Origin of the sequence: Streptomyces sp. NPDC005017 (genome assembly GCF_042873115.1) — a bacterium.
Classification (GTDB): Bacteria; Actinomycetota; Actinomycetes; order Streptomycetales; family Streptomycetaceae; genus Streptomyces.
This window is the reverse complement of record NZ_JBIALD010000019.1, coordinates 148,837-161,089: the sequence shown is the minus strand read 5'-3', so window position 1 is coordinate 161,089 and position 12,253 is coordinate 148,837. Positions and strand designations below refer to the sequence as shown.

Below are 12,253 nucleotides of genomic sequence, written 5' to 3'. Positions count from 1 at the left end.
CTGCAGGGGGGACCCTGTGGGAGAGTAGGACGCCGCCGAACAATTATTGGAGAAAACCCCCGTACCGTAAACCGGTACGGGGGTTTTCTGCGTTTAGGCTCCAGGTATGCGCTATGACCTCGTCATCTTCGACAACGACGGTGTGCTCGTCGACAGTGAGCCCATATCCAACCGCCTGCTGGCCGAGTACCTGACCGAGGTGGGTCATCCGACGACGTACGAGGACTCCATCCGGGACTACATGGGGTCCGCGATGCACAGGATCCACGATCTGATCGAGGAGCGGACGGGGCAGCGGCTGCCGGCGGAGTTCGATGACGTCTTCCACGGGCGGGTGTTCGAGGCGTTCGAGCGGGAGCTGAAGCCGGTGGACGGGGCCGCGGAGGTCCTCGCGTGGCTGGCCGAGAACGGGGTGCCTTACTGCGTGGCGTCCTCGGGGAGCCATGAGCGGATCCGGGTGGGGCACCGGACGACGGGGCTGGACCGCTGGTTCGAGGACGGGCGGATCTTCAGCTCGCAGGACGTGGGGCGAGGGAAGCCGGCGCCGGACCTGTTCCTCCACGCGGCGGAGCGGATGGGCGTGGCGCCCGAGCGCTGTGTGGTCGTGGAGGACAGCCCGCTGGGCGTCCGGGCGGCCGTGGCGGCGGGGATGGACGTGTACGGATTCACGGCGATGACCCCGGCCGCGAAGCTGGCGGCGGCGACCGGGCTGTTCTCCTGCATGGCCGAACTGGACGGGCTGCTCGGATAGGGATCCAAAGCTGGGAGATCCAAAGCTGAGCAAAGTTCAACTTCCCCGTATCCAGGCGGACCACGGGGCCCTACGCTGCCCGCCATGACTGATGTGCTGCGCCGCGGCAGGGCCTCGCTGGCGTTCGGGTTCTTCGCGCAGGGTGTCGTCTTCGCTCTGCTCGTGACGCGCATTCCGGCCATCCAGGACCGGTACGGGGTCTCCGACGCGCTGCTGCCCGCCTTCCTCGCGGCCGTGCCGGTGCTGGCCGGCGCGGGGAGCGTGGGGACCGAGTGGCTGGTGAGGCGCGTACCGGCCGGCGTGGTGCTGCGGTGGTCCCAGCCCGTTGTGCTCCTGGCGCTGCTCGGGGTCGGGGCCGGGGACCGTATGGCCGAACTGGCCGTTTCGCTGGCGGTTTTCGGGCTGGCCGTCGGTGCGCTGGACGCCTCGATGAACATGCTCGGGGTGAGCCTCCAGCGGGCGTACGGGCGCAGCATCATGCTCGGGTTTCACGCGGCGTACAGCCTGGGCGGGATTCTCGGGGCGTCGCTGGCGTGGACGGGCGCGCACTGGGAGCTGACGCTGTGGGCGTCGTATCTGCCGGTGGTGTGCCTGCTGGTGCCGCTGTGCCTGGTGGGAAGCCGGTGGTACGTCGACGGGGACGGCGGCCCGGCCGCGAAGGGCGGTGAGGGCGGCGACCGGGGTGTGGCCTTCAAGCTGCTGCTGCCGCTGTGTCTGGTGATGACGTTCGCGTACATCGGGGACTCGACGGTGTCCAACTGGAGTGCGAAATATCTCCAGGACGTCCTCGGCAGCTCGGAGCAGGCGGCGACGCTTCCGTACAACGTGTACATGGTGACCACGCTCGTGGGGCGGGCGCTGGGGGACTTCGGGGTGCGGCGGTTCGGGGCCGCGGCGGTCGTACGGGGCGGGACGCTGGTGGCCGCGGGCGGGTTCGCCGTGGTGGCGGCGGCGCCGGGGGCGGGGCTGGGGCTGCTCGGATTCACGCTGGTGGGGCTGGGTCTGTGTGTGCTGGTGCCGCAGACGTTCGCGGCGGCGGGGCGGATGTTCCCGGGGGCCTCCGACGCGGCTGTCGCGCGGCTGAACGTCTTCAACTACGTGGGGTTCCTGATCGGTTCGCCGTTGGTGGGCGCGCTCGGGGACGCGTGGAGCTACCGCGGGGCGATGCTGGTGCCGATGGTGTTGGTGCTGGTGACGCTCGGGTATGCCCGGTCGTTCGCCGCTCAACCGGACCGATACGGTGGCGGGCATGAGCGGCCGCGCACAGCTGATGTGGGACGAGGCAGTAACGGGGTATGACTTCGGGCCGGGGCATCCGATGGATCCGGTCCGGCTGGCCCTGACCCGGCGATTGATCGACGCGTTCGGGCTCGACCGTGAGGTGGAGGTCGTGGCGGCGAAGCCGGCGGGCGAGTCGACGCTGCGGCTGGTCCACCGCGAGGACTACATCCAGGCCGTGAAGGCGGCGTCGCTCGATCCCGGGGCGGCGGACGGGTCGTACGGGATCGGGACGCTGGACGATCCGGCGTTCGCCGGGATGCACGACGTCTCCGCGCTGATCGCGGGGATGTCCGTGGAGGCGGCGGAGGCCGTGTGGCGCGGGGAGGCGGCGCACGCGGTGAACTTCGCGGGCGGGCTGCATCACGCGATGCCCGGGGCGGCGGCGGGGTTCTGCGTCTACAACGACGCCTCGCTCGCGATCGCGCGGCTGCTGGAGCTGGGTGCGGAGCGGGTGGCGTACGTCGATGTCGACGTGCACCACGGGGACGGGGTGCAGGCGGCGTTCTGGGAGGACCCCAGGGTGCTGACGATCTCGCTGCACGAACATCCGCGGACGCTCTTCCCGCAGACCGGGTGGCCCGAGGAGACGGGGGCGGCGTCCGCGGAGGGGAGCGCGGTGAACGTGGCGCTGCCCGCGGGGACGGGGGACGCGGGGTGGCTGCGGGCCTTCCATGCCGTGGTGCCCGAGCTGATCGCCGACTTCCGGCCGCAGGTGCTGGTGACCCAGCACGGGGCCGACACGCACTTCGAGGATCCTCTCGCCCATCTCGCCGTGTCGCTGGACGCGCAGCGGGCGGTTCAGGTGGCCTGTCATTCGCTGGCGCACGAGTACGCCGACGGGCGGTGGGTCGCGCTCGGTGGGGGTGGGTACGCGGTGGTGGACGTGGTGCCTCGGTCCTGGACGCATCTTGTGGGGATCGCCGCGGGGCGGGAGATCGCGCCGGAGACGGTGGTTCCTGAGAGCTGGCGGCAGGAGGTGTTCGCTCGTACGCGGCAGTTGGGGCCTCTGCGGATGACTGATGGGCGGTGGCCTGTCTCGTGGGCCGACTGGGAGGGCGGGTACGACCCCGCCGACCGGCTGGACCAGGCGGTGCTTGCCGCGCGGCGGGCGGTGTTCCCCCTACGGGGGTTGTTGGCGTAGGGGGCGGCTGGTGGCTTTCATGGCTCGGCGCTGACGTTGTGCTGCCCGGTGGGGGCTTGAGGGCGGGGCGGTGCGCAGCTCGGCGCGACGAGGTGCCGCCCCGCCCACCCGTGCCGCCCCTGGCGGCACGCATGCCCGCGGCGGCGGCGCGCGGCCCCAGGCGACAGGCGACGGGAAGGCGCGTACGGCGGCAAGGCGGCGGGCGACGGGCGACGGGAAGCCGCGTACGGCGGCAAGGGGACGGGCGACGGGCGACGGGAAGGCGCGTACGGCGGCAAGGGGACGGGCGACGGGCGACGGGCGACGGGAAGCCGCGTACGGCGGCAAGGGGACGGGGCGGGGGGTGTCCGCCCGCAGCGGCCGCCGTCAAACACCAGAACCCCCGCAAGGGACCGGATCGGCGGACCGAGGACGGACACCCCCCGCCCCGGCCCCGCACCACCCACCCACGCAACGCGCTACGCCCACCCCCACCGAACGCGAGCGGGCCGCCGCAGGCACACGCCCCGCACCACCCACCCACGCAAGACGCTACGCCCACCCCCACCGAACGCGAGCGGGCCGCCGCAGGCACACGCCCCGCACCACCCACCCACGCAAGACGCTACGCCCACCCCCACCGGACACGAGCGGGCCGCCGCAGGCACACGCCCCGCACCACCCACCCACGCAACGCGCTACGCGCACCCCCACCGAACGCGAGCAGGCCGCCGCAGGCACCCCCGTCGTTACGCCAACCGTGCGCAGTTCCGGGGTTCGGGGCGCGGGGTGGGGCGGGAGGCGTCACCATCACCGTCATGGTGAGCCGCCGTGCCCTGCGTGAGCATCTTCTCGCTGCCCGGATCGCCGGGACGGTGGCGACGTCACGGGAGGAGAGCCTGCGGAGCTACCGCCTGTTCGCCGCCCGCGACCCCCGCGTGCTGATCGGTCTCGACCCCGAATGCACTTGGGGAATGCGGGAGTTGATCGCACTCATGGCGGAGAAGTGCGGAGTTTCGGCCGATCCGGCCCGCACTTCCGGGCATGATGTGATCGACCCGCACCGCACACTCACCGCGCTGGACGCGTTCGCGGACCGGGTCGGCGCCGCCGCCAGGCGAAGGGCACCCGTGCTGCTCGGCACCGGTCACCCCCACCGCCTGCTGGGCTTCTACGCCACCCTCGCAGACGCTTTGTCGACAGCAGGCTGTGTTGTCCTCACCCCGGCGACGGGTCGCTGTATCGACATAACGACCCGGTTCGGCCTACGCACCCACACCCTCGACTACGTACGAGGAGTCGCGCTGGTCCGGAAGTCCCGCCCCGGGAGCCCCGGTTGTGCGACCGGCGCACACACGCACTCACCACTGCCGGTTCGTACCGCGCTCGCCGCCGCCGCGGAGGCCGGCGGCCCGCTCCCGGAGCTGGTGATCGGAGACCACGGCTGGGTCTGCGGAGCAGGTCAGCTGGGGTTCGAGGCCATCGGACTGGCCGACGCCGACGACCCGGCGCTCTTCGTGGGCGAGGCCGAGGGCGTCGTATCCGTGGCCGTTCCACTTGATGACGCTGTGCGGTCCGCTTACTACCGCCCGCTTACGCGCTACGTACTCAATCGAGCGTGTCTGTCACAGTAGGCCGCCGATGGGTGCACCTCTTCCCCACTCGCATCACCCGCCCCTACATTGGGGAGTGAGCACGCAACGACGAAGAGTCACCGGAAGGGGAAGCCGGTGGCCGTCGAGTGCGGAAGGTTCAGGTGTGTCATGGCTGCAGCTGGCGAGAGGCCTCTGAACGAGGTTCAGTTTCTCACCGTGGCGGAAGTCGCTTCGGTGATGCGAGTGTCGAAGATGACCGTGTACCGGCTGGTGCACAGTGGTCATCTGCCCGCGATCCGGGTGGGGCGGTCCTTCCGCGTCCCGGAGCAAGCGGTACACGAATACCTGCGTGACAGTTACGTGGGGGTGGAAACCGCCTGACGACCCCTCCGCGAGGAGATCCGTTCCGGGCATGGCAGGGCAATACCGGTCGCTTGTGGATCTCCTCGCTCACCTCGATTACGACCTCAGCGCTCGGGCGGGTAGGCTAGCCCCTCGTAGGTCGTGTGGGCCCATGGCGCCCAAACACCGAGTGATGAGAAGTGAGCGAGGGTAGTCGTGGGCTCTGTTATCAAGAAGCGGCGCAAGCGGATGGCCAAGAAGAAGCACCGCAAGCTGCTCAAGCGCACGCGCGTTCAGCGTCGCAACAAGAAGTAAGCGCCGCGGGCCGCCACTTGCAGTGGCAGGCCGGCATGGCGTGGCTGTGGCCCCCCACCCATCTGGTGGGGGGCCACACGCATGTCCGGAGACGCTCCACGCCTCCGAACGGCCACCGACAGCCCCGCCGGAGACGCTCCACGTCCCCGAACGGCCCCCGACAGCCCCGCACGGCCCCGAACCCCCACCCGGACGGCCGAGACCACCTTGGGAGCACGAAACCGCCCCCGCCCGATCCACATGCATACGCACACACCCCCACCCCCGCCCGCATGGTGGTACGACCGCACTTTCTCGTCACGTCACGCATCGGGGGGTCATCACAGCGCAACATCGACCCGCTAGGTTGGCCGCACGGGGGGAACACGGCAGGGTACGAGCCAGAGAACCGTGAGGCCGAAGGAAGGCGCTGAACTTGGGCAAGGTCGTGCTCGTCACCGGAGTGGCCCGACGGCTGGGCGGCCGGTTCGTACGACGGATCCAGCGTGACCCCGATGTGGACCGGGTCATCGCCGTGGACGCGGTGCCACCCGAGCACCATCTGGGCGGCGCGGACTTCATCCGGGCCGACATCCGCCAGCCCACCATCGCGCGGGTGCTCGCCGAGACGGGCGCCGACACGGTCGTCCACATGGACGTCACCGCGACCGCGCTGGGCAGCGGCAGCCGGACCACGGTCAAGGAGACCAACGTCATCGGCACGATGCAGCTGCTGGGCGCCTGCCAGAAGTCCCCGACGGTGAAGCGCCTGGTGGTGAAGTCCAGTACGAACGTGTACGGCTCGGCGCCGCGCGACCCGGCCGTCTTCACCGAGACGACCCCGGCCAAGTCGCTGCCCAGCGGCGGCTTCGCGAAGGACGCCGTGGAGGTCGAGGGCTATGTGCGCGGTTTCGCCCGCCGCAGGCCGGACGTCGCGGTGTGCGTGCTGCGGTTCGCCAACATCCTCGGCCCGAGCGCCGACTCGCCGCTCGCCTCGTACTTCTCGCTGCCGGTCCTGCCGACCGTCTTCGGCTACGACCCGCGGCTGCAGTTCGTGCACGAGGACGATGTGATCGAGGTGCTGCGGATCGCCTCGCACGAGCCCAGGCGCGGCACGCTCAACAGCGGCACCTTCAACGTCGCCGGCGACGGCGTCCTGCTCCTCTCGCAGTGCGCGCGCCGCCTGGGCCGCCCCACGGTGCCGCTGCTGCTGCCCGCCGTCACCTGGGCCGGTACGGCCGTGCGTACGCTGGGGGTGACGGACTTCTCGCCCGAGCAGATCCGGCTGCTCACCCACGGCCGGGTCGTGTCGACGGCGCAGATGCGCGAGACACTGGGATTCCAGCCGAAGTACACCACCGCCGAGACCTTCGCGGACTTCGTACGCGGCCGCGGCCCCGGGCTGCTGCCGCCCGAGGCCGTCGCGGGGGCCGTGGACCGGATCGCCGCGCTGCCCTTCGCGGGCGGCGGCCACTCCCCGACGCAGAGCGCCAACTGAGGAGCGCAGCAACGATGGCGGACGCCAAGGTCATTCCGTTCGACGACGACCGGTCCCGCGGGGGTGCCGTGCAGCGGCCCGCGCGGCGCCGTGGCGGGGGGAGCAGGCTCAAGGGCGCGCAGGCGGCGCCGGTGCACGAGGTCCAGCCCCTGCACACCAGGGCGGCGGCGGGGGACGATGCCCCGGTGACACCTGAGGAGGTGACGGAGTCGACGCCGCCGCGGCCCGAGGAGGGCCCCGGAGGCCTGGAGCGGCGCGTGGCGAGCGGCCTGGCGTTCCTGCGCCGTCGGCTCACCGGGGACTACGAGGTCGACGACTTCGGCTACGACGAGGAGCTCACCGACCAGGTCCTGATGTCCCTGCTGCGTCCGGTGTACGACACATACTTCCGGGTCGAGGCGAAGGGGCTGGAGAACATCCCGGCCGAGGGCGGCGCGCTGATCGTCGCCAACCACTCCGGCACGCTTCCGCTGGACGGCCTGATGATGCAGGTCGCGGTGCACGACCACCATCCGGCGGGCCGGCATCTGCGGCTGCTCGCCGCGGACCTGGTCTTCGTGCTGCCGGTGGTCAACGAGCTCGCGCGCAAGCTGGGGCACACCCTGGCCTGCGCGGAGGACGCCGAGCGGCTGCTGGGGCAGGGCGAGCTGGTCGGGGTGATGCCGGAGGGCTTCAAGGGCATCGGCAAGCCGTTCAGCGAGCGCTACAAGCTCCAGCGCTTCGGCCGGGGCGGGTTCGTCTCGACGGCGCTGCGCAAGGGCGCTCCGATCATCCCGTGCTCGATCGTCGGGGCCGAGGAGATCTACCCGATGATCGGCAACGCCAAGACCCTGGCGCGGGTTCTCGGCTTCCCGTACTTCCCGCTGACCCCGACCTTCCCGTGGCTGGGCCCGCTCGGCGCGATCCCGCTGCCGACGAAGTGGACGATCCAGTTCGGCGAGCCCATCCCCACGGACGGCTACCCGCCGGAGGCCGCCGAGGACCCGATGCTGATGTTCAACCTGACCGACCAGGTCCGTGAACAGATCCAGCACACCCTGTACAAGCTGCTGGTCCAGCGCAGGTCGGTGTTCTTCTGACGACCAGGACCTGACCGGCCCCGTCCAGGACCTGATCGAGCCGGTACGACGACGAGGGCGCCCCTCCTCCGAAGAGAAGGGGCGCCCTCGTCGCTGTGGCGGCGCGCCGCGGCGCTACTCGGCGTCCTGGCTGTCGATGCCCAGGCCGGGCAGCAGGCCCGGGAGGAGCGGCGGCAGCGTGACGTCCGGTTCCGCGGTGGGCGTCTTGCTCTGGGACGGGGACGCGGTGCCGGTGCTCTGCGGCGGGTCGAGGAGACCTCCGGTGCCGCCGCCGAGGAGGCCCTCGTCGGAGTCGGAGCCCGCCGACCTGCTCGGGCCGCCGGTGCCGCGGTGGTTGTCCGGGGCGCTGCTGCCCGCGCTGGGCGCGGCGGAACGGCCGGTGCCCGAGCTGCCGGTGGACACCGACGGGCCACCGCCCTGCCGGCCGCCCTCGCCCGTGCCGCCGCCCTGGGCGGGCGACTGCGGGAGGAGGGACTCCAGCGGGGCGACCTCCTGGTCTATGGCGTCGAAGACCGACGACACTTCCTGGCTCACGTCCCCGAGCTGCACGGGCAGCCGGTCGCGCAGGGCACCCCAGACCTCGCGGTGGGAGCGCGAGAAGGCGGAGAGCGCCTGGATGGGGCCCAGCGAGTCGGGGTCGCGTTCGTACGCCTCGTGCAACAGGCGGTGGCCCTCGGCGGCGTCGTGCCGCATGCCGGAGAGCGCGCGGCGGACCTCGCCGAGCGACTCGTGGTCGAGGGGACCGCTGCGGCCGCGCTCCATCAGCCGGCGGGCTTCGCTGAGGCGGGTGGAGGCGTGGTCGAGATAGACCTCGCCGCGCTCGATGTTCCCGTCGGCCAGGACGTTGAGCTTGAAGTCCTCGATGCCGCGCTTGAGGCCGTAGAGCGAGTCACCCGGCAGGGCGTCGGAGCTGGCAGCGGCGACTCCGCCGAACGCGCCCGCGGCAACGCCCACGCTCAGTCCGCCCGCGGTGAGGCCCTTGGCCAGCCGGGTGCGGGGCCGGAACTTGCCGAGCGATGTCGCCCGGTGTGCGCCCTTGGCCCGACGCTGCTCGGGCATCGAAGGGTCCGTCGCCTCGCCTCCCGCGGTGCCCGCCCGGAGCATGGCCTCCATGGCGGCCACCAGTTGGGCCCGCTGGACGACCTTGACCTCCGGGTCCAGCACCGGCTTGGGCAGTTCACCCAGTCCGGCGGCGAGTGCCAGCAGGCTTCCCGGTTCGGTCTGCCGCGCGGGTGCCGGAGCCGGTGCCTCGGACTGATCGGCCGCCGGGCCCCGGTCGGACTGTTCCTCCAGGGCCTGGGCGAAGGCGTTCGCCCGCCGGTGCGCCGATACGTTCGCGATCACTGGCGGCACCTCCTCTCGTCATGACGGTCGACTCCCTGGGGATCCTTGGGGTTGCACGCCCGCGACCGCTGCCAACCGATCGGGTGATCGGGCTCGGTTCGGGCGTGACCACAGGGAGCCTGCATCCCGCACAACGAGCGGCGCGGCACTTGGGTTACGGACGGCGGATGATCGGATCGAGAAGTCAACGGACTTTCACTCGCCGTGAGTTGTCGTCACTCAGGGTGGCGGTGGATGGGGGTCAGCGCGCGTCGTCCGGGAGCAGCCGGGCGAGCGTACGGACGGCGCGGTACTGGAGGGTCTTGATGGCGCCCTCGTTCTTGCCCATGACCCGGGCGGTCTCCGCGACGGACAGTCCCTGGAGGAAGCGGAGGGTCACGCACTCCTGCTGCTGGGGGTTGAGCCGGCGTACGGCGTCCAGCAGCGCGGCGTTGGACAGGGACTCCAGGACGGAGTCCTCCGGGGAGCGCTCGACCTCGTTGGCGTCGAGCATCTCGCCGGTGGTGACCTCCAGCCGGAAGCGGCTGGACTTGAAGTGGTCGGCGACGAGGTTGCGGGCGATGGTGACGAGCCACGCGCCGAAGTCGCGGCCCTGCCAGGTGAACGTGCCGATGCGGCGCAGGGCGCGCAGGAACGTCTCGCTCGTCAGGTCCTCGGCGGTCGCCTTGCCGCCGACGCGGTAGTAGATGTACCGGTAGACGGTGTCGCTGTACTGGTCGTAGAGCCGGCCGAACGCCTCGGTCTCGCCGGCCTGGGCGCGTTCGACTAGGTCCATCATCCGGGCGCTGTCACTGTCTGCGGCCGGGCGGCGTGCGGTGGTGGCGGCGCCGGAGCGTCCTCGTCTGCCGACCGCGGCGCCGCTCTCGGCCAGTGCGTAGCACGGGCCGGCGGGCGCGGTGGCGAAGGCGGGGACGGCGTACGCGGTGGGGACGAAGCCGCGCAACAGGTCGAGGACCGTTGCGCGCAGCGTAGCCAGGCCCGAGGCGTCAACCCCGACGTGTGGGTACACGGGACTCCCAGAGGCAGAGCTTCCATCACGTGCAGTGCGGGACCGTTCACCCGTCGTAGCGACGGAGAGGTACCGGTTTGCGTCTGAGGAGAATAACGCTTCGTGCAGGCCCTGCTACACCGAGTTGCTCAAATCATCGATTACGTCGCTTCTGTAACCCATTGGCGCTCGGTCGGGTGGCGCAGAGTGACAGATTGTTGATCGGTTTGGCTCGTATTCGGGATGGATGCGGGGCGTGTTGTGGCAGGGCGCGGACAACTTGCTGCGTGGTGGGGTGGGGTCGGGCCGCAGTGAGTTTGCTCGGGGCTGTCCGGTTGTGGCGGGGTGGGGCGTTTCGCGGCTCGGCGTCAGCGGGGCGCCTCCTCCGGAGGGGGCGCCCCGGCGCCCACCCGTGCCGCCCTCAGCGGCACGCATGCCCGCAGCGACGGGCGGTGCGCAGCCGCGGCGGCTGTGTCAGCGGCGGCGTCTGCTCAGGGCGATGGCTGCTGCTGTGCCGCCGGCCACCGCGCCCACGCCCGCGGCGGCGGGGATGCCGACCTTGGCGGCCTTGCGGCCCGTGCGGTAGTCGCGCAGGCGCCAGTCCTGGGTCCGGGCGTGTTTGCGGAGCTTGGTGTCCGGGTTGATGGCGTAGGGGTGGCCGACCAGGGAGAGCATGGGGATGTCGTTGTGGCTGTCGCTGTAGGCGGCGCAGCGGCCGAGGTCCAGGCCCTCGGCGGCCGCCAGGGCGCGTACCGCCTCGGCCTTGGCGGGGCCGTGCAGGGGTTCGCCCACCAGCTTGCCGGTGTAGACGCCGTCCACCGACTCGGCCACCGTGCCCAGCGCACCCGTCAGGCCCAGGCGGCGGGCGATGACCTGGGCGATCTCCACCGGGGCCGCGGTGACGAGCCACACCTTCTGGCCCGCGTCGAGGTGGGCCTGGGCGAGGGCGCGGGTGCCGGGCCAGATGCGCTCGGCCATGTACTCGTCGTAGATCTCCTCGCCGATGGACTGGAGCTCGGCGACGCGATGGCCCTGCACGATGGAGAGGGCGGAGTCGCGGGCGTCCTGCATGTGCTCGGGGTCCTCGCTGCCCGCCAGCCGGAACCAGGCCTGCTGCCAGGCGAACCGCACCAGGTCGCTGGTCTCGAAGAACTTCCGCTTGTACAGCCCGCGCCCGAAGTGGAAGAGCGAGGCGCCCTGCATCACGGTGTTGTCGAGGTCGAAGAAGGCCGCGGCCCTGTCGTCGCCGAGGACCGGGAACGCCGGCTCCTCCGGTGACGCCTTCTCCTCCACCTGGGCTTCGGGCACCGACTTGCGCGCGGCTTCGGCCGAGGCCTCGCCTGCCAGCACGCTCCGCGCCGTGGCGGAGCGCTTACGGGAAGTGAGCCATCCGAGAGCGGCCATGGCGTGAGCATAGCCATTCCGTTCCGAGCCGCCGGACCTCCGAGGTTTGGAGGCTGTGAACTCTCCGCGACCGCGTCGTTAAACAATGGCCGGTATGAGTCCCATTTTTCGCCGCAAGGCGGCCTCCAGGGCACCGCAGGACCGGCTCGTCACCCTCATCCGCAAGCCGGGGTGTCATCTGTGCGACGACGCGGCGGCCGTGATCGAGAAGGTGTGCGCGGAACTCGGTGTGCCCTGGGAGCAGAAGGACATCGACGAGGACGCGGAGCTGCACCGTCAGTACTGGGAGCAGATCCCGGTTGTCCTGGTCGACGGTGAGCAGCACACCTTCTGGCGCGTGAACGAGGACCGCCTGCGCCGGGCCCTCACCGAGTGACACCGCACACGGTCGAGCCCCGCTTGAGGAACAAGTCACTGACCGACCAGTCCAAGTCGTCCGGAAAGTCACTTAGGATCGACGGTGAGCAGGACCCGGGGGCATGGATCGTTGAGGAGAGTGTGCGGTTTTGCCCCCAGGACGCAAGGAACGAGCGCTGGTGTGCGCCGGTTCCCCGCAG

The 12,253-nt window shown here is 71.2% G+C and carries 12 protein-coding genes; 9 read left to right on the top strand and 3 right to left on the bottom strand.

Features of this window, described 5'->3' with window-relative positions; all coding sequences use genetic code 11:
* Window positions 1–106: 106 nt before the first annotated feature.
* From ACFYR0_RS26670 to ACFYR0_RS26635, 8 genes are all read left to right on the top strand, one after another.
* Complete coding sequence (locus ACFYR0_RS26670; protein WP_389333038.1) at window positions 107–751, top strand: HAD family hydrolase; 645 nt, start codon at window positions 107–109, stop codon at window positions 749–751.
* An 84-nt stretch (window positions 752–835) separates the two neighbouring features.
* Complete coding sequence (locus ACFYR0_RS26665) at window positions 836–2,050, top strand: MFS transporter (RefSeq protein WP_389333035.1); 1,215 nt, start codon at window positions 836–838, stop codon at window positions 2,048–2,050.
* On the top strand, window positions 2,001–3,173 hold the full coding sequence (locus ACFYR0_RS26660; RefSeq protein ID WP_389333032.1) for an acetoin utilization protein AcuC: 1,173 nt from the start codon (window positions 2,001–2,003) through the stop codon (window positions 3,171–3,173). Before ACFYR0_RS26665 ends, ACFYR0_RS26660 begins: the two co-directional genes overlap by 50 nt.
* Before the next feature lie 797 nt (window positions 3,174–3,970).
* Window positions 3,971–4,786, top strand: a complete 816-nt coding sequence (locus ACFYR0_RS26655) for a phosphatase (protein ID WP_389333029.1) — start codon at window positions 3,971–3,973, stop codon at window positions 4,784–4,786.
* Window positions 4,787–4,915: 129 nt separating this feature from the next.
* A complete protein-coding gene (locus tag ACFYR0_RS26650; protein ID WP_121791081.1) occupies window positions 4,916–5,128 on the top strand; it encodes a helix-turn-helix domain-containing protein in 213 nt (70 codons plus the stop codon).
* Window positions 5,129–5,305: 177 nt separating this feature from the next.
* Entirely contained in the window at window positions 5,306–5,404 is a 99-nt protein-coding gene (locus ACFYR0_RS26645; protein WP_003948845.1) for a 30S ribosomal protein bS22, read from the top strand.
* A 415-nt stretch (window positions 5,405–5,819) separates the two neighbouring features.
* Entirely contained in the window at window positions 5,820–6,881 is a 1,062-nt protein-coding gene (locus ACFYR0_RS26640) for an NAD-dependent epimerase/dehydratase family protein (protein WP_386386972.1), read from the top strand.
* A gap of 14 nt (window positions 6,882–6,895) precedes the next feature.
* Window positions 6,896–7,960 (top strand): lysophospholipid acyltransferase family protein, encoded by a 1,065-nt coding sequence (locus ACFYR0_RS26635; protein ID WP_389333025.1) that lies wholly within the window; start codon window positions 6,896–6,898, stop codon window positions 7,958–7,960.
* Window positions 7,961–8,074: 114 nt separating this feature from the next.
* Here the strand turns inward: ACFYR0_RS26635 and ACFYR0_RS26630 are convergent, their stop codons facing one another.
* The 3 genes from ACFYR0_RS26630 to ACFYR0_RS26620 all read right to left on the bottom strand — a co-directional run bounded on the left by ACFYR0_RS26630 (window position 8,075) and on the right by ACFYR0_RS26620 (window position 11,696).
* Complete coding sequence (locus tag ACFYR0_RS26630; protein WP_389333022.1) at window positions 8,075–9,304, bottom strand: DUF5667 domain-containing protein; 1,230 nt, start codon at window positions 9,302–9,304, stop codon at window positions 8,075–8,077.
* Between the two features lie 241 nt (window positions 9,305–9,545).
* The gene (locus ACFYR0_RS26625) at window positions 9,546–10,313 is read right to left on the bottom strand and encodes an ECF subfamily RNA polymerase sigma factor, BldN family (RefSeq protein WP_389333019.1); all 768 of its coding nucleotides are present in this window, start codon (window positions 10,311–10,313) and stop codon (window positions 9,546–9,548) included.
* A 453-nt stretch (window positions 10,314–10,766) separates the two neighbouring features.
* Complete coding sequence (locus tag ACFYR0_RS26620) at window positions 10,767–11,696, bottom strand: HAD family hydrolase (RefSeq protein ID WP_389333016.1); 930 nt, start codon at window positions 11,694–11,696, stop codon at window positions 10,767–10,769.
* Window positions 11,697–11,781: 85 nt separating this feature from the next.
* Between ACFYR0_RS26620 and ACFYR0_RS26615 the strand changes: the two genes are divergently transcribed.
* A complete protein-coding gene (locus ACFYR0_RS26615; protein WP_389333013.1) occupies window positions 11,782–12,072 on the top strand; it encodes a glutaredoxin family protein in 291 nt (96 codons plus the stop codon).
* Window positions 12,073–12,253: the final 181 nt, after the last annotated feature.

Coding starts and splice junctions, on each gene's coding strand:
- ACFYR0_RS26650 (WP_121791081.1), top strand. CDS start 4,916: ATGGCTGCAGCTGGCGAGAGGCCTCTGAACGAGGTTCAGTTTCTCACC.
- ACFYR0_RS26665 (WP_389333035.1), top strand. CDS start 836: ATGACTGATGTGCTGCGCCGCGGCAGGGCCTCGCTGGCGTTCGGGTTC.
- ACFYR0_RS26655 (WP_389333029.1), top strand. CDS start 3,971: ATGGTGAGCCGCCGTGCCCTGCGTGAGCATCTTCTCGCTGCCCGGATC.
- ACFYR0_RS26660 (WP_389333032.1), top strand. CDS start 2,001: ATGAGCGGCCGCGCACAGCTGATGTGGGACGAGGCAGTAACGGGGTAT.
- ACFYR0_RS26670 (WP_389333038.1), top strand. CDS start 107: ATGCGCTATGACCTCGTCATCTTCGACAACGACGGTGTGCTCGTCGAC.
- ACFYR0_RS26620 (WP_389333016.1), bottom strand. CDS start 11,696: ATGGCCGCTCTCGGATGGCTCACTTCCCGTAAGCGCTCCGCCACGGCG.
- ACFYR0_RS26635 (WP_389333025.1), top strand. CDS start 6,896: ATGGCGGACGCCAAGGTCATTCCGTTCGACGACGACCGGTCCCGCGGG.
- ACFYR0_RS26615 (WP_389333013.1), top strand. CDS start 11,782: ATGGCCGGTATGAGTCCCATTTTTCGCCGCAAGGCGGCCTCCAGGGCA.